This is a genomic window from Pseudomonas sp. FR229a, assembly GCF_030209115.1.
Lineage (GTDB): Bacteria > Pseudomonadota > Gammaproteobacteria > Pseudomonadales > Pseudomonadaceae > Aquipseudomonas > Aquipseudomonas moraviensis_A.
In genome coordinates this window covers 166,027-182,686 of sequence record NZ_JARVSP010000012.1, presented here as the reverse complement: position 1 = coordinate 182,686, position 16,660 = coordinate 166,027, and the positions used below count along the sequence as shown (strand labels likewise).

Here is a 16,660-nt window from a genome sequence, read left to right as displayed (position 1 = left end):
CCATGACGATTTCTCCGGGTCTCATGCCTAATCCTCCGGGATGCGGGTTGCGGCGGTCGTATTGGCCAGCAGATCTGCGATCATGTTTTCATCCCCTTTTCCCTGAATTTTTACGAAGATCTATTCGATGCAGTTGACCCGTCATCTTGATGCCAATGCCCGCCTGGTTTCGCTGATCGAACCGCTGGCGCTGCGCGATGGCTACAGCCAGACCGGCCTGCCCGGTGTGCAGATTTTGCGCGCCAGTTGCGACGTCGCCCGTGGCCCGCATATTTACGAGCCGAGCCTGATGATCATCGCCCAGGGCAGCAAACTGGCGTTTCTCGGCCCACGCACCATGGAATACGGGGCCGGGCATTACCTGATCCAGGCGCTGCCGGTGCCGTTCGAATGCGAAACCTTTGCCTTGCCCGATGCGCCGTTGCTTGGGGTCTCGGTGGCGATCGATCGCGTACTGCTCGGCGAACTGGTGCTGGCCATGGGGCTGGCGCCGGGGCGGCATATTCCGGCGCAGACACCGGAGTCGATGACCTCGGTGGTGCTCGATGACGGCATGCGCGGTTGCGTCGAACGCCTGCTCAGCTGTCTGCACGATCCGCTGGAATGCCAGATTCTCGGCCCGGCGCGGGTCCGCGAATTATTGTTCGTCGCGCTGCGCGGGCCGCAAGCGGATGTGTTGCGCGCGCTGGTCGAGCAACAAGGGCAATTCGCCCGGGTGGCGGCTTCGATCAGCCATCTGCATGCGCACTACACCGAGCCGCTGAATGTCGAGACCCTCGCCGGTTGCGCGAACATGAGCGTGTCGACCTTCCACGAGCATTTCAAACGCAGCACGTTGTTGTCGCCGGTGCAGTATCTGAAGCGTTTGCGCTTGTTGAAGGCGCAGACGCTGCTGGTGGCGGAAGGGCTGGGGGTGGCACAGGTGGCGCATCGGGTGGGGTATCAGAGCACGTCGCAGTTCAGCCGCGAGTACAAGCGCTACTTCGAACGTAGCCCGGGCGATGAACGCGCTGCCTGAGCCGACGATAATCTCCTGTAGGAGTGAGCCTGCTCGCGATAGCGGTGTATCAGTTGCCGATGATGCTGACTGAAGCACCGCTTTCGCGAGCAGGCTCGCTCCCACAGTTGTGTTGTGGTGTCAGAGGAATTTTGGGCAACAAAAAGGCCCCCATTTCGGGAGCCTTGTTGTTCAGCGCGTCGACTTACATGTTCGGATAAGTCGGGCCGCCGGCACCTTCCGGCGCCACCCAGGTGATGTTCTGCGCAGGGTCCTTGATGTCACAGGTCTTGCAGTGCACGCAGTTCTGGGCGTTGATCTGGAAGCGCTTCTCGCCGTCTTCCTTGGTGATCACTTCGTATACGCCGGCCGGGCAGTAGCGCTGCGCCGGCTCGTCGTACAGCGGCAGGTTCTTGCTGATCGGGATGCTCGGGTCGGTCAGCTTCAAGTGGCACGGCTGTTCTTCTTCGTGGTTGGTACCGGAGATGAACACCGAGCTGAGTTTGTCGAAACTCAGTTTGCCGTCGGGTTTCGGATAGTCGATCTTCTTGCAGTCGGCCGCGAGCTTGAGGCAGGCGTAATCCGGCTTGGTGTCGCGCAGGGTGAACGGCAGTTTGCCGCCGAAGATGTTCTGGTCCAGCCAGTTGAAGCCGCCGCCGATGATCGCGCCGTACTTGTGAATCGCCGCGCCGAAGTTGCGGCTGGCGAACAGTTCTTCGTGCAGCCAGCTGTTCTTGAACGCGTCGACGTAAGTCGTCAGTTCGACGGTGCAATCCTGCTCGGCGAACAGCGCATCTGCCACCGATTCAGCCGCGAGCATGCCGGACTTCATCGCGGTGTGGCTGCCTTTGATCTTGGCGAAGTTCAGGGTGCCGAGGTCGCAACCGATCAGCGCGCCGCCCTTGAAGACCATTTTCGGCAGCGAGTTCAGGCCGCCCTTGGCGATGGCGCGGGCGCCGTAGCTGACGCGCTTGCCGCCTTCCAGGTATTGCTTGAGCACCGGGTGATGCTTGAGGCGCTGGAATTCGTCGAATGGCGACAGGTAAGTGTTGCTGTAGGACAGGTCGACGATCAGACCGACCACCACCTGATTGTTTTCCAGGTGATAGAGGAACGAGCCGCCGGTGTTCTCGGTGCCCATGATGTCCAGCGGCCAGCCGGCGGTGTGCACCACCAGGCCTGGCTGATGCTTGGCCGGGTCGATTTCCCAGATCTCTTTCAGACCGATGCCGTAATGCTGGACGTCGGCATCGCTGTCGAGGTTGTAGCGCTTGATCAGTTGCTTGCCGATGTGGCCACGGCAGCCTTCGGCGAACAGCGTGTATTTGCCACGCAATTCCATGCCCGGGGTGTACAGGCCTTCTTTCGGATGGCCTTCGCGATCGACGCCCAGATCACCGGTGATGATCCCGCGCACCACGCCGTTTTCATCGATCAGCGCTTCCTGAGCGGCGAAGCCCGGGTAGATTTCCACACCGAGGTTTTCGGCCTGTTGAGCCAGCCAGCGGCACAGGTTGCCGAGGGAGATAATGTAGTTGCCTTCGTTGTGCATGGTCTTGGGCACAAAGAAGTCGGGGATCTTCTGCGCGCTGTCGGCGTTTTTCAGCACGAAAATGTCATCGCGCGTGACTGGCGTGTTCAGCGGTGCGCCGAGTGCTTTCCAGTCCGGGAACAGTTCGTTCAATGCGCGCGGTTCGAACACCGCACCGGAGAGGATGTGCGCGCCGACTTCGGAGCCTTTTTCGACCACGCAGACGCTGATTTCCTTACCGGCGTCAGCGGCCTTCTGCTTCAAGCGGCAGGCGGCGGACAGACCAGCGGGGCCGGCACCGACGATGACGACGTCGAATTCCATGTATTCGCGTTCCACAGGCTATCTCCTACTCAAGGCTCAACAGTTTTTTTTCTGATTTGGAGGTTTGATGTCGCTTCCGTATTGCCTTTACGTTAACGTCAAAGGGAATATTGGCGAATCTACCTTTCTCTCTAGGCGGCGCATTATATCTACACCACTCCTAGCGTCCAATACAAACGTTTGTTTGAATCGCCTCCAGCCCTGATAAATCAAAGAAGCGCGGCTTATGACAGGGCATTTTGGCGTATTGACCAGAATGGGCGTTCCGGTCAAGATACGGGCGGTTTTGCGCTCGCCGTAGGCAGACTGGCGTTTTCAAGAGCACCTCTAAAGACAGGGCACAGGCAGTAGACGGTGATGCGCAGCGCAAGTCCGGCGCGCAGTTTACACAGCGTGGGAATGAATGACCCGGCAGTCACCCCTGACGAACGGTCATCACCCTTCGCCAAGTGAATCACCTCACATTCAAGCCGGCGTTTTTAGAGGTGCCCTTGTCGCCCGATGAGCATCATCCGCCAGGTTCGCCTAGGCGACTTTCTTTTCACCGGAGAGTAACGAGGAATCCATGAAGGTTCTTGTAGCTGTCAAACGCGTTGTGGATTACAACGTCAAGGTCCGCGTCAAGGCGGACAATTCCGGCGTCGACCTCGCCAACGTCAAGATGTCGATGAACCCATTCTGCGAAATCGCCGTGGAAGAAGCCGTTCGCCTGAAAGAGAAGGGCGTTGCGACTGAAATCGTCGTCGTCTCGATCGGCCCGACCACCGCTCAGGAGCAGCTGCGTACCGCACTGGCTCTGGGTGCCGACCGCGCCATCCTCGTCGAATCCGCTGAAGACCTGACTTCGCTGGCCGTGGCCAAGCTGCTCAAGGCCGTCGTCGACAAGGAACAGCCTCAGCTGGTGATCCTGGGCAAACAGGCGATCGACAGCGACAACAACCAGACCGGTCAGATGCTCGCTGCACTGAGCGGCTACGGTCAGGGCACGTTCGCTTCGAAAGTCGAAGTCTCCGGCGACAGCGTTGCCGTGACCCGCGAGATCGACGGCGGCGCGCAGACCGTTTCGCTGAAACTGCCGGCCATCGTCACCACCGATCTGCGTTTGAACGAGCCGCGCTATGCGTCTCTGCCAAACATCATGAAAGCCAAGAAGAAGCCTCTCGAAGTGCTGACTCCGGACGCTTTGGGCGTTTCCACCGCCTCCACCAACAAGACTCTGAAAGTCGAAGCGCCGGCAGCACGCAGCGCAGGCATCAAGGTCAAGTCGGTGGCTGAACTGGTCGAGAAACTGAAAAACGAAGCGAAGGTAATCTAAAAATGACTATCTTGGTAATCGCTGAACACGACAACAAAGTGCTGGCCCCGGCCACACTGAACACCGTGGCCGCCGCTGCCAAAATCGGCGGCGACATCCACGTTCTGGTGGCAGGTCAGGGCGCTGGCCCGGTGGCCGAAGCCGCGGCGAAAATCGCTGGCGTGAGCAAAGTCCTCAACGCTGACAACGCCGCCTACGCGCATCAGTTGCCGGAAAACATCGCGCCGCTGGTAGCCGAACTCGGCGCTGGCTACAGCCACATCCTGGCTGCCGCGACCTCCAACGGCAAAAACATCCTGCCGCGCGTTGCTGCTGCGCTGGACGTTGACCAGATCTCCGAGATCATCTCGGTGGAAAGCGCTGACACCTTCAAGCGTCCGATCTACGCCGGTAACGCCATCGCTACCGTGCAATCGACTGCTGCGATCAAAGTGATCACCGTGCGTGCCACCGGTTTCGACCCGGTTGCCGCTGAAGGTGGTTCGGCTGCCGTTGAAGCGGTTGGCGCTGCCCACGACGCCGGTACGTCGAGCTTCGTCAGCGAAGAGCTGGCCAAGTCCGATCGTCCTGAGCTGACCGCTGCAAAGATCGTCGTTTCCGGCGGTCGTGGCATGCAGAATGGCGACAACTTCAAACACCTGTACGCTCTGGCCGACAAGCTCGGCGCAGCTGTTGGCGCTTCCCGCGCTGCGGTCGACGCAGGTTTCGTACCGAACGACATGCAGGTCGGTCAGACCGGCAAGATCGTTGCGCCGCAGCTGTACATCGCCGTCGGTATCTCCGGCGCGATCCAGCATCTGGCCGGTATGAAAGACTCCAAGGTGATCGTTGCGATCAACAAGGACGAAGAAGCGCCGATCTTCCAGGTGGCCGATTACGGTCTGGTGGCTGATCTGTTCGAAGCAGTACCTGAGCTGGAGAAGCTGGTCTAATCCGGCGGCTTCACTTATAAAGAGCCCGGCCTGTTGGTCGGGCTTTTTTTTGTCTCGGATTTGAGTGGGGAGCGGTTTGCCATGGATCTGCGCTGCGGATGGTTGTTGGGATTGATGCTGTTGCCAGGTTTGGCCACGGCCGCTGGCAAGTGCGAGCGCCTGGTCGTCACCGGTAGCCCGGATGCGCCGCCGTACCTGTGGCAGGACCCGCAAAACCCCAAGCGCTTGATCGGTGCCAGTGCCGATCTGTTGCAGCAAGTGGCCAAGGACCTCGGCATCAAAGTCGACCTGCTGTATGCCGGTAAACGCTCGCAAGCGCTCGACGAAGTGCGCAGCGGGCGCATGGACATGCTCGCCGACGCGCCGCTGACCGTGAATGAGCTGGAAAACCTCGACTACATTCATCCGCCACTACTGGAAAACGACTATCTGGTGTGGACGCGCAAAGGCTCGACGCTGACCTATGCCGAGGCGGTCGATCTGAAAGGCCATGCCGGCGCGGTGTCGGAAAAGTCTCGGATGACCCAGGCATTCGGCACTTTCGCCGAACAGAATCTGACCCTGACGCGGACAGCCAACCTTACCCAGGCCCTACAGAAACTTCTGTTGGGCGAGGTGGAATATGTCCTCGCCGGACGTTACTCAGGCCTGGCCGCCGCGCAGACATTAGGCATGACCAGCGATCTGTTGGCGTTCGAGCAACCCATTGATCGTCCGGGGCTGTTCCTCGCGGTTTCCCATAACTCGGCCTGCAACGATCCGTGGTTGCGCGGACAGCTCGCCAAAAAGATGACAGAATTGCCCGCGTCCGGACTGACGGAAGCCGCGCTGCAACGCAACATCGAGCGCTGGAAGGCGCAACAGCAACAGCCGCCACAACCTGTCAGTGCCCCAAAACAGTAGGGATTCTTAGTGAGTATTCGACCTCTTTTCGCGGCTGTGGCCGTTCTGGCCCTGGCCGGGTGCGCAACCGATCCGGCACCCAGTGAACAAATGCGTTTGACCGAACAGGCCATCGTGCAGGCCAAGGCAGTCGGCGCCACCGCTGACGAAGTGCCGGAAATGCAACTGGCCGAAACCAAGTACAACCGCGCCAAAGGCAACATGGCGGACGAGTCCTATCGCAATGCGCGCATGCGTGCCGAGCAGGCCGAACTGGATGCACGTCTGGCCGAAGCCAAGGTGCTGACGAAAAAAAGCGAAGAGCAACTCAATGTGCTCAATACCCGCATTGTCCGCCTGCGCAAGCAGCTGCAACTGGGGGAAGCGCAATGAGCCTCAGATCCAACGCTATTGGCATTCTGCTGCTCGCCGGGTGCGCGAGCCTTTACGGCTGCGCCGGCCAGCACAGCGAGGCGGCGCTGCAACAGGCCGGGGCTGATTTCCAGAAGGTCAAGGAAGATTCCAACGTGCTGCGGATTGCGCCGAAAGACGTGATCCGCGCCGGCGAATCCCTGGCCCGCGCCGATCGTCTGTCGACTTATTGGGGCAGCGGTGCTGACGTTGTGCATTACGCCTACCTGAGCCAGCGCTACAGCGAAATCGCTCGCGAGCACACCAACCAGGCACTCAACGAGGAGCAGGCGGCCAGGCTCGAACTGGAGCGGCAGCGTCTGCAACTGGCCCTGCGCGAGTCGAAACTGCTCAGCGTGCAGCAGCAAGGCAAGTGGCTGGAGGAACAGATCGTGGCGCTGGCCACCACGCAGACCGATCGTGGTCTGGTGATGACTCTCGCTGATGTGTTGTTCGACACCGGCGAAGCGGAACTGAAAAACTCCGCCAACCGTGTCGTGTTGAAGATCGTTCAGTTCCTGCAACTGAACCCCAAGCGCGTGGTGCGCATCGATGGCTATACCGACAGCACGGGCGGCAAGCAGGAAAACCTCAAACTGTCCCGCGACCGCGCGCAATCGGTGGCTGACGTGCTGGTCGATCTGGGTGTCGATGAAAAACGCATTCAGGTCGAAGGGTACGGCGACCAGTTCCCGGTCGACGCCAACGCTTCCGAGCGCGGCAGGGCACAGAACCGCCGGGTGGAAATTGTTTTCTCCGACGAAAAAGGCCAGCTCGGCGCCGCCCGCTGAGGGTTGCGTCTCTGGGAAGCCCGGCCTGTCATGCAGTGCCGGGCTTTTTTACGTCTGTCGATTGCCGCGCAAAACCGTACAGATGGGGCAGACACCGCACTGTACGGTCGAGTAATCTGGCAACTGTCCCAGTACACTTCTAAACTGTTCCGGTATTGTTTCACACAAGAATAAAACGCCCGTGAAATCGAGTGCTGCGTCATGACCAATCTCTTGCTCTACCAACGTATTGCTCAGCAACTGGCCGAGGACATCCGCCGTGGTGTCTATCAACCCGGCGAGCGCGTGCCTTCGGTGCGCAAGATGAGTTCGCAGCTCAATGTCAGCCACGCGACGGTGTTGCAGGCCTATGCCAACCTCGAAGACCAGGGCCTGATCCGCGCGCGTCCGCAATCGGGTTATTACGTGCACCAGACCCCCGCGCTGACCGCGCCGACCCCGGACATCGCTCGGGTCGAGCGGCCGGGCCTGGTCACGCGCAGCAGCATCATCCAACAGGTATTGGTTGAGTCCCGACGTGAAGGCGTGTTTCCGCTGGGCGCTGCGGTACCGAGTGTCGATTATTTACCGGTGCGGGCACTGCATCAGCAGCTCGCCAAGGTCACCCGATTCCACAGTCCGCGGGCGTTCAGCTATATGTTCAGCCCCGGTTTCGAACCGCTGCGCCGCCAGGTCGCGATCCGCATGCGTGACGCCGGCGTGGTGGTCGATCCGTCGGAAGTGGTGATCACTCACGGCTGTGTCGATGCCCTGCAGATGTCATTGCGCGTGCTGACCCGGCCGGGCGATCTGATCGCTGCGGAATCACCGACCTATTACGGCCTGCTGCAACTGGCCGATCTGCTTGGCCTGAAAGTCATCGAAATTCCCAGCGACCCCGCTACCGGCATGAGTCTGGAAGCCTTGCAACTGGCCGCCAACCAATGGTCGATCAAGGCACTGGTGCTGACCACGCGATTGAGTAATCCGCTCGGCGGAACCATGCCGGAAGAGCGGCAGAAACAGTTGCTGCGGCTGGCCTCGGATTTCGACATTCAGATTGTCGAAGACGATATCTATGGCGAACTGATGTTCGAGCAAGGCCGCACCAAAGCGCTGAAAGCCTATGACCGGCTGGATCGGGTGATCTACTGCTCGAGCTTCTCCAAAACCTTGTCGCCAGGTGTGCGCATCGGCTGGATGATCGCTGGCAAGTACCAGCAGGAAATCCAGCGACTGCAAACCTTCAGCACCCATTCGGCGTGCAGCGTTACGCAAATGGCGATCGCCGCCTATCTGGAAAACGGCGGTTATGACCGGCATTTACGGTACATCCGCCAGGAATACCGAAAAAACCTCAGCGCGTTCCAGCTGGCGGTGCAGCAGCACTTCCCCGAGGGCACGCAAATGTCCCGGCCCACCGGCGGTTTCATCCTCTGGGTGAGCTTGCCGGGACGGGTCAACACCCAGGAATTGCATGTCCGCGCGCTGCAACAAGGCATCAGCATCGCGCCGGGGCTGATCTTCAGTAACACCGAGCAGTTCAACCACTGTATCCGCCTCAATTGCGGCATTCCGTGGAATCGCGAGGCGGAACGGGCACTGATGACGCTGGGTCTGCTGGCGACGCAACTGTGTCAGGAAACCGCTGGCGGTTTCTGAACGAGGGGGCAGGTGATGCTTGTCATGTGACGCACAACAGGCGAGCATGTGGCCCTCTGCCGTTAGTTCGTTGGGTCCATGAAAGCCATTGTTCCTGCCGCGTGGGTATTGTTGGGTTGGCTGATGATCGGTCAGGCGCCGGGTGTCATGGCGGCCGCAGCCCAGGAAAAACCGGCAGCGACGAGTACGACGAACAAAACCGTGAAAACCGCGGCTCCAGCAAAAAAAGCCCAGGCCAAAAAAAACGCCACAGTGAAGAAGCGCCGCCCGGTTGCCTCGAAATCGAAATCCGCCAGCGAAGTGGCGAAGACCAAATTGCCGCCGGCAAAACTCGATCTCAGCCTGCCCAAGGATATGGTTGAAGAGTTGAAGCCCAAGGGCACGGTGGAGCTGCCCAAGCGCGAGGCGATCCTGCCGCAGATGTTCGGTGAGAAGGACGCCGGTTTCCAGCTCAACGGCCGCTTGCTCAGCAACGAAATGCAGTTGCAACTGCGCAATGAAGCGCGACGCGATGTGGAAGGCGCCGCGCTGGATTTTGAATTCAAACAATAGAACGGGTCATCTGTGATGCGCAGACCAGACGCTTCGTCGGAGACTGCCCGGTCACTTTTACTTATCGTTGAAAACCCGCTTCCAGCAATTTGAAACAGCCGTTTTAGCGGTTACTCTGTTCCCCGTCTCTTTACACATCGCCCGTCCCGAGGATCTGTAGGTCATGAAATGCCGCGAAGGCTGTGGCGCTTGCTGCATTGCCCCCTCCATCAGTTCACCGATCCCCGGCATGCCCCAAGGCAAGCCCGCCGGCGAACGTTGCGTGCAACTGTCTGTCGATAACCTGTGCAGCATTTTCGGCCGTCCGGAACGTCCGCCTGTGTGCTCGGGTTTCGCTGCGGATGTCGAGGTCTGCGGCAGCAGCTCGGAAGAAGCGATCAGATTGATCGGCTGGTGGGAGCAGATGACGGCGGCGTGATGTGTTCACCAACGGAACTTCAACAATAAGGAATAACACTATGGGTTCGCTGCATCGTATCGCTGTGTTGTGTGGTCTGACTGCCGTACTTGCTACTTCGTTCGCCCAGGCGGAAGACTGGAAAGTCGCCAAGAACGAAGACGGTATCAAGGTTTCCCTGAGTGAAATACCCGGTTCGGACTACAAGTCCTATCAGGGCGTCGCGCTGATGAAGACCACCATCGCCAAACTGCGCGCCTTGCAGGAAGACGTCTCCGGCGCCTGCGCCTGGATTCACGAGTGCAAGAGCCAGAAACTGCTCAAGCATGAAGGCGATCTGAGCTGGACCTATTCGCAATTCAATACACCATGGCCGGTGACCCCGCGTGATTCGGTGTTGAAGATCACCACTGTTGAAGGTGCCGATGGCAGCCTGACGCGGAATCTTGAAGGCGTTCCGACCTATCTGCCGGAAGAAAAAGGCTTCGTACGGGTTCAGCAAGTCAAAGGCTTCTGGAAGTTCGTGCCTAAAGGCGATCAGGTCGAAGTGACCTATCAAGTACACACCGAGCCAGGTGGCAGCGTACCGGCGATGGTTGCCAACAAGTTCGTCGTCGATGCGCCATTCAATACGCTGAAAGCGCTGAAAGAACGCGCCGAGAAATAATCTTCGCGCTCTAAGCAAAACGCCCCGACCGGTTCGGGGCGTTTTGTTTTGTCTCTAAATTGTATTTCCAGATATGCGTTGCACGAAATTTTCACAAAGCCTTCAAGACAATTCGCCCGCACTTGTTGCCTGCTACAGCGCTGTCAGCCCTTTGAATGAAAGTCTCGAAGAGCAGGGCAGTAATCAATGGCAATGGTGTGAACGATCGTGCAACATTTGCGCACCGCGCACGCCCCGGGGTCTGGAATGACCAATAGAGGGCCTGGCGCCGCTGTATTTTTGCAACTTCAACTTCCAATGGGTCCTAAAACGACATGGCAAACCCGGACGCCCTGAATCAGCAGCGATCTTCTGCTCGCCTGCTGCAACCGACCGTCAAATCGCATCTGGCCTACACGCTGCTGTGCGCACTGGTCATGATGGTCATGTTTTCCGCGCTGCGCCTGGCGCTGCTGGTCTACAACCGCGAGATGATCCTCGACACCCCGGCCGCGACCTTCCTCGAAGCGTTCGTCAACGGTCTGCGTTTCGACCTGCGCCTTGTGGTGTACCTGTGCATTCCGCTGGTGCTGGCGCTGTTCAGCGCCCGGGCCATGGCCGCGCGCGGCTTCTTTCGCCTGTGGCTGACCATCGCTTCGAGCATCGCGCTGTTCCTCGGCCTGATGGAGATGGACTTCTACCGCGAGTTTCACCAGCGCCTCAACGGTCTGGTGTTCCAATACGTGAGAGAAGATCCGAAAACCGTGATGAGCATGCTCTGGTACGGTTTCCCGGTGGTGCGCTACCTGCTGGCGTGGGTCATCGGCACGGTCATTCTTACCCTGGCATTCAAAGGCGCCGACCGCGCCACCCGCCCGCGCGGGCCGTTCAGCGGCGGCAGCGTCAGCTCCCGTCAGGTTGCGCCGTGGTACACCCGCCTGGCGGTGTTTGTGGTCTGCCTGCTGATCTGCGTGGTTGCCGCCCGTGGCACCCTGCGTCAAGGCCCGCCAATGCGCTGGGGTGACGTGTACACCACTGATTCCAACTTCGCCAACCAGCTCGGTCTCAACGCCACGCTGTCGCTGATCGAGGCCGCCAAGTCGCGCATGGGCGAAGATCGCGACAACATCTGGAAAGCCACGCTGCCGCAGGAACAGGCGCAGAAAATCGTGCGTGACATGCTGCTGATGCCTGACGACAAACTGGTCGACGCCGATATTGCCGCCGTGCGCCGCGATTACATGCCGCCAGCCGACAAGACCCTGCCGATCAAGAATGTTGTCGTGATCCTGATGGAAAGCATGGCCGGTCACTCGGTTGGCGCCCTGGGTGCTCCGGGTAACATCACGCCTTACCTGGACAAGCTGTCCAAGGAAGGCCTGCTGTTCGACCGTTTCTTCTCCAACGGTACGCACACCCACCAGGGCATGTTTGCGACCATGGCCTGCTTCCCGAACCTGCCCGGCTTCGAATACCTGATGCAGACCCCGGAAGGCAGCCACAAGCTGTCCGGCCTGCCGCAGGTGCTCAGTGCCCGCGACTACGACGACGTGTACGTCTACAACGGCGACTTCGCCTGGGACAACCAGTCGGGATTCTTCAGCAACCAGGGCATGACCAACTTCGTTGGCCGTAACGACTTCGTCAATCCGGTGTTCTCCGATCCGACCTGGGGCGTGTCCGACCAGGACATGTTCGATCGTGGCCTGCAGGAGCTCAAGGCGCGGGAAAACGGCAAGCCGTTCTACGCCCTGCTGCAAACCCTGTCCAACCACACGCCGTACGCCTTGCCGACACCGTTGCCGGTCGAGCGCGTGACTGACCGTGGCAGCCTCAACGAACACCTGACCGCCATGCGTTACTCCGACTGGGCGCTCGGCCAGTTCTTCGAGAAGGCGCGCAAAGAGAAGTACTTCAACGAAACCCTGTTCGTCATCGTCGGCGACCACGGCTTCGGCAACGAGCGCCAGATCACTGAAATGGATCTGGGCCGCTTCAACGTGCCGATGCTGATGATCGCCCCGGGCATTCAGCAGAAGTTCGGTGCCCGTGACCACACCGTGGGCACGCAGATCGACATCGTGCCGACCATCATGGGCCGTCTCGGTGGTGAAGTGCGTCACCAGTGCTGGGGCCGTGACCTGCTCAACCTGCCGGAGGGCGACACCGGTTTCGGTGTGATCAAGCCATCGGGCAGCGAGCAGACCACCGCCATCGTCACCGCTGACCAGATTCTGGTGCTGCCGCGCGACAAGGACATGGGCCCGAAAATCTGGCAATACCAGCTCGGTGCCACTCCGCACGCCGAAGTTGTGCCAAATGCGCCGCGTACTGCCGAACTCAAACTCAAACTCGAGGCGTTCCTGCAAACCGCGACCAAAAGCCTGCTCGATAACACCGCCGGTGTGATTCACGGCAAGCCGGATTGATGACTCGTTGAAGTCCACGCAATAAAAAAGAGGCCCTTGAAAAAGGGCCTCTTTTTTTACAGCTTCAAATCGTCATATCTTGCCGAGTAACAACAGCACCAGCAGCACGACCAACACCACGCCGATAATGCCCGACGGGCCATAACCCCAACTTCTGGAGTGCGGGAAGACCGGCAGACCACCGATCAGCAACAGGATCAGGATGATGATTAGAATTGTGCCCATGGGTGATTTCCTTGTTCAGAGTCTGGAAGAGTCTTGACGCTCAGTGGGCAGCTGGATAGCAACTAAATTCCAGCCGGCTTACATGTTCGGACTTGCGCGAATGAAAAAAAATTCAATGTTTTTTTAATGTATTTGGATTGCTCTGTTATTTCCTTTCCAGCGAAAAAAACTCAGCCTCGTTGCAATCGTCAGCTCCTACAGGATTGGATGGCGAAGTTGGCGGGGGCTGCAATCTTTTGATCCTCCATTCAGCAACTGGATGGAGCGTGGGCCGACGCAGTTCCTTCGCTACACTCGGCGCATCTCTCCCGGAACAACAAGGCTGTCCGCTATGCAAAATCGCATGATGATCACTGGTGCAGGCTCCGGCCTGGGTCGCGAAATCGCGCTGCGCTGGGCCCGTGAAGGCTGGCGGCTGGCCTTGTCCGATGTCAGTGAATCCGGCCTGCAGGAGACCCTCAAACTGGTGCGCGAGGCGGGCGGCGACGGTTTCATCCAGCGCTGCGATGTGCGTGATTACAGCCAGCTCACCGCGTTCGCCCAAGCCTGTGAAGAGAAGTTCGGCGGCATCGACATCATCGTCAACAATGCCGGAGTCGCCTCGGGTGGGTTCTTCAGCGAACTGTCCCTGGAAGACTGGGACTGGCAGATCGCGATCAACCTGATGGGCGTGGTCAAAGGCTGCAAGGCGTTCCTGCCGCTGCTGGAACAGAGCAAGGGCAAGATCATCAACATCGCTTCCATGGCCGCGCTGATGCAAGGTCCGGCGATGAGCAACTACAACGTCGCCAAGGCGGGTGTGGTGGCATTGTCGGAAAGTCTGCTGATCGAACTGGCGCAGCAGGAAGTGGCGGTGCACGTGGTCTGCCCATCGTTCTTCCAGACCAACTTGCTCGATTCCTTCCGCGGCCCGACCCCGGCAATGAAAGCGCAGGTCGGCAAGTTGCTGGAAAGTTCGCCGATCAGTGCGGCCGATATTGCGGAATACATTTATCAGCAAGTCGCCGCCGGCGAGTTCATGATCCTGCCCCACGAACAAGGGCGCATGGCCTGGGCGCTGAAACAGAAAAATCCGCAACTGCTCTACAACGAGATGACTTCGATGGCGGAGAAAATGCGCGCCAAGGCCCGACAAAACAACGCGTGATCTTGTTCGTTGCCCGCCGCGTGGTTAGGGTGGCCGCCATGGTCACCCTGTCGAGACGCATTCCATGCTCAATTACCTGTGGTTCTTCCTGGCGGCGCTGTTTGAGATCGCCGGCTGTTTTGCTTTCTATTTGTGGCTGCGCCAGGGCAAAAGTGCGTTGTGGGTGATTCCCGCGCTACTCAGCCTGACCCTGTTCGCACTGTTGCTCACCCGTGTTGAAGCGGCCTACGCCGGGCGCGCCTATGCCGCGTATGGCGGGATCTACATCGTCGCTTCGATCGGCTGGCTCGCGGTCGTCGAACGGGTGCGCCCGCTGGGCTCGGACTGGATCGGCATGGCGCTGTGCGTGGTCGGTGCGAGTGTGATTCTGTTGGGGCCGCGCTTTTCCGCCGCCTGATTCCTTTGTGCGAAGCGTCTGACGGCTGCGGGCGTGGGAGGCTGTAGGGCAAGACTGATTTGCTCGTCATGCATTGTGGAGCCGCTGTAAGCCGCGCATCTTCAGGGTTTGCCAGTCCTGAAGGATGAATCCCATGCTTGTACTCAGCCGTGTGGTCGGTGAGTTGATTTCAATCGGTGACGACATCACCCTGCGTGTTCTGTCGGTGAATGGCTCCAGCGTGCGCTTCGGCGTCGAGGCGCCGAAGAAAGTCCATGTGCACCGCGCCGAGGTCTATGACCGGATCAAGCGCAAGGAGGCCGCAGCGAAGGCTGGCTGACGGTTTCAGTCGAACAGATGCTTGGGTACGTCGTGCTTGAGCATCAACTGGCACTGTTCGCTTTCCGGGTCGAACACGATCAGCGCCTGACCTTTGGTCAATGCCTGGCGCACGCGCAGTACGCGGGTTTCCAGCGGGGTGTCATCGCCGTTGTCGGTACCATCGCGGGTGACGAAATCCTCGATCAGGCGGGTGAGAGTGTCGACTTCAAGCGCGTCGTGGGGAATGAGCATGGGCACCTCGGTCAAATCAATGTCGGGATGCTACGGGGATTGGGTTTTACCTGCCAGTTTTTGTAGTGCCTCGACCGGCGCCATCGCGAGCAGGCTCACTCTTACAGGGGAACGCATTCCCAATGTAGGAGTGAGCCTGCTCGCGATAGCGATGTTTCAGGCAACCAGTCTTAACTGTCGGAACGCTGCCCAACCAGACTGTCCACCGGCGGCACGCGGGTCTCGCTTTCCATCTGCGTGTCATGCTCGATCTGGTGGCTGAAGCGGTCCAGGGAGGCATTGGCCGGCGCCGCATCGCTGGCGAAGACCGGCGGGCTCAGAATGTACGCGCCGAGCAAACGACTGAGCGCCGCCAGGCTGTCGATGTGCGTGCGTTCGTAACCATGCGTGGCGTCGCAGCCGAAAGCGAGCAGGGCGGTGCGGATGTCGTGGCCGGCGGTGACCGCCGAGTGCGCATCGCTGAAGTAATAGCGGAACATGTCGCGGCGCACCGGCAGTTCGTGTTCATCGGCCAGACGCAACAGATGCCGTGACAAGTGATAGTCATACGGGCCACCGGAATCCTGCATCGCCACGCTCACTGCATGTTCGCTGGAATGCTGGCCCGGCGCGACCGGCGCAATGTCGATGCCGACAAATTCGCTGACGTCCCATGGCAATGCCGCCGCCGCGCCGCTGCCGGTTTCCTCGGTGATGGTGAACAGCGGATGACAATCGATGTTCAGTTCCTGGCCGCTGTCGACAATCGCCTTCAGTGCGGCGAGCAGTGCGGCAACGCCGGCCTTGTCGTCGAGGTGGCGCGCGCTGATATGGCCGCTTTCGGTGAACTCCGGCAGCGGGTCGAACGCCACCACGTCACCGACATGAATGCCCAGGGATTCGCAATCGGCCTTGGTCGTGCAGTAGGCATCCAGACGCAGTTCGACGTGATCCCAACTGATCGGCATTTCATCGACCTGAGTATTGAACGCATGCCCGGAAGCCATTAGCGGCAGCACGCTGCCGCGAATCACACCAGTGTCGGTAAACAGGCTGACCCGGCTGCCCTCGGCAAAGCGGCTCGACCAGCAACCGACCGGGGCGAGGGTCAGGCGACCGTTGTCTTTCACCGCACGGACGGCGGCACCGATGGTGTCCAGGTGCGCAGACACGGCGCGGTCAGGGCTGCTCTTTTTGCCTTTCAACGTCGCGCGAATGGTGCCGCGCCGGGTCATTTCGAACGGAATGCCCAGCTCTTCAAGACGTTCGGCAACGTAGCGCACGATCGTGTCGGTGAAGCCGGTGGGACTGGGAATGGCGAGCATTTCCAGCAGGACTTTTTGTAGGTAAGCCAGATCCGGTTCAGGGATTTGTGTGGTCATGGTCATGGAAACTCCTGATGGGTTGAGCACACCGATGGTTTCGATGAGAGAAATTTGTGATGACGTTCGGGCCTCTTCGCGAGCAGGCTCGCTCCCACGGGGAAACGCATTCCAAATGTGGGAGCGAGCC

The 16,660-nt window shown here is 59.6% G+C and carries 18 protein-coding genes; 14 read left to right on the top strand and 4 right to left on the bottom strand.

Going from position 1 to position 16,660, the window contains the following annotated elements; genetic code table 11:
* Positions 1-127: 127 nt before the first annotated feature.
* Positions 128-1,018 (top strand): AraC family transcriptional regulator, encoded by an 891-nt coding sequence (locus QRN33_RS11365; protein ID WP_016770956.1) that lies wholly within the window; start codon positions 128-130, stop codon positions 1,016-1,018.
* A 184-nt stretch (positions 1,019-1,202) separates the two neighbouring features.
* On the opposite strand, the gene QRN33_RS11360 is transcribed toward QRN33_RS11365, so the two are convergent.
* A complete protein-coding gene (locus tag QRN33_RS11360) occupies positions 1,203-2,867 on the bottom strand; it encodes an electron transfer flavoprotein-ubiquinone oxidoreductase (protein ID WP_064361479.1) in 1,665 nt (554 codons plus the stop codon).
* 550 nt (positions 2,868-3,417) lie between these two features.
* Here QRN33_RS11360 and QRN33_RS11355 point away from each other — a divergent pair.
* The 10 genes from QRN33_RS11355 (at position 3,418) to QRN33_RS11310 (ending at position 12,848) form a co-directional block, all read left to right on the top strand.
* Positions 3,418-4,167, top strand: coding sequence for an electron transfer flavoprotein subunit beta/FixA family protein (locus tag QRN33_RS11355; RefSeq protein ID WP_007908338.1), 750 nt, complete (start codon positions 3,418-3,420; stop codon positions 4,165-4,167).
* 2 nt (positions 4,168-4,169) lie between these two features.
* Positions 4,170-5,099 carry an electron transfer flavoprotein subunit alpha/FixB family protein gene (locus QRN33_RS11350; protein WP_042610727.1) on the top strand — a complete coding sequence of 310 codons (930 nt, stop codon included), beginning with the start codon at positions 4,170-4,172 and terminating at the stop codon, positions 5,097-5,099.
* A gap of 81 nt (positions 5,100-5,180) precedes the next feature.
* A complete protein-coding gene (locus QRN33_RS11345; RefSeq protein WP_159245573.1) occupies positions 5,181-6,002 on the top strand; it encodes a substrate-binding periplasmic protein in 822 nt (273 codons plus the stop codon).
* A 9-nt stretch (positions 6,003-6,011) separates the two neighbouring features.
* The gene (locus tag QRN33_RS11340; protein ID WP_172667940.1) at positions 6,012-6,374 is read left to right on the top strand and encodes a DUF4398 domain-containing protein; all 363 of its coding nucleotides are present in this window, start codon (positions 6,012-6,014) and stop codon (positions 6,372-6,374) included.
* Positions 6,371-7,183, top strand: coding sequence for an OmpA family protein (locus QRN33_RS11335; protein ID WP_285408614.1), 813 nt, complete (start codon positions 6,371-6,373; stop codon positions 7,181-7,183). Before QRN33_RS11340 ends, QRN33_RS11335 begins: the two co-directional genes overlap by 4 nt.
* Positions 7,184-7,384: 201 nt before the next feature.
* Positions 7,385-8,824 (top strand): aminotransferase-like domain-containing protein, encoded by a 1,440-nt coding sequence (locus tag QRN33_RS11330; RefSeq protein WP_024013893.1) that lies wholly within the window; start codon positions 7,385-7,387, stop codon positions 8,822-8,824.
* Between the two features lie 78 nt (positions 8,825-8,902).
* Complete coding sequence (locus QRN33_RS11325) at positions 8,903-9,376, top strand: translation initiation factor 2 (RefSeq protein ID WP_258638818.1); 474 nt, start codon at positions 8,903-8,905, stop codon at positions 9,374-9,376.
* A 163-nt stretch (positions 9,377-9,539) separates the two neighbouring features.
* A complete protein-coding gene (locus tag QRN33_RS11320; RefSeq protein ID WP_042610732.1) occupies positions 9,540-9,794 on the top strand; it encodes a YkgJ family cysteine cluster protein in 255 nt (84 codons plus the stop codon).
* A 40-nt stretch (positions 9,795-9,834) separates the two neighbouring features.
* A complete protein-coding gene (locus QRN33_RS11315) occupies positions 9,835-10,440 on the top strand; it encodes an START domain-containing protein (RefSeq protein WP_285408609.1) in 606 nt (201 codons plus the stop codon).
* Positions 10,441-10,754: 314 nt separating this feature from the next.
* Entirely contained in the window at positions 10,755-12,848 is a 2,094-nt protein-coding gene (locus tag QRN33_RS11310; protein ID WP_065616846.1) for an LTA synthase family protein, read from the top strand.
* Positions 12,849-12,920: 72 nt separating this feature from the next.
* On the opposite strand, the gene QRN33_RS11305 is transcribed toward QRN33_RS11310, so the two are convergent.
* Positions 12,921-13,073 (bottom strand): DUF3309 family protein, encoded by a 153-nt coding sequence (locus tag QRN33_RS11305; protein WP_003183939.1) that lies wholly within the window; start codon positions 13,071-13,073, stop codon positions 12,921-12,923.
* A 331-nt stretch (positions 13,074-13,404) separates the two neighbouring features.
* On the opposite strand from QRN33_RS11305, the gene QRN33_RS11300 reads away from it, so the two are divergent.
* The 3 genes from QRN33_RS11300 (at position 13,405) to csrA (ending at position 14,936) form a co-directional block, all read left to right on the top strand.
* Positions 13,405-14,220: an SDR family oxidoreductase gene (locus QRN33_RS11300; protein WP_281923300.1), complete on the top strand. Its 816-nt coding sequence runs from the start codon at positions 13,405-13,407 to the stop codon at positions 14,218-14,220.
* A gap of 64 nt (positions 14,221-14,284) precedes the next feature.
* Positions 14,285-14,617, top strand: coding sequence for a YnfA family protein (locus tag QRN33_RS11295; protein ID WP_042607961.1), 333 nt, complete (start codon positions 14,285-14,287; stop codon positions 14,615-14,617).
* 133 nt (positions 14,618-14,750) lie between these two features.
* Positions 14,751-14,936, top strand: coding sequence for a carbon storage regulator CsrA (csrA, locus tag QRN33_RS11290; RefSeq protein ID WP_024013891.1), 186 nt, complete (start codon positions 14,751-14,753; stop codon positions 14,934-14,936).
* Positions 14,937-14,941: 5 nt separating this feature from the next.
* Here csrA and QRN33_RS11285 read toward each other — a convergent pair whose 3' ends face one another.
* Both QRN33_RS11285 and QRN33_RS11280 read right to left on the bottom strand, forming a co-directional pair.
* Positions 14,942-15,169: a YheU family protein gene (locus QRN33_RS11285; protein WP_003172962.1), complete on the bottom strand. Its 228-nt coding sequence runs from the start codon at positions 15,167-15,169 to the stop codon at positions 14,942-14,944.
* A gap of 170 nt (positions 15,170-15,339) precedes the next feature.
* Positions 15,340-16,530 (bottom strand): osmoprotectant NAGGN system M42 family peptidase, encoded by a 1,191-nt coding sequence (locus tag QRN33_RS11280; RefSeq protein ID WP_024013890.1) that lies wholly within the window; start codon positions 16,528-16,530, stop codon positions 15,340-15,342.
* Positions 16,531-16,660 lie beyond the last annotated feature (130 nt).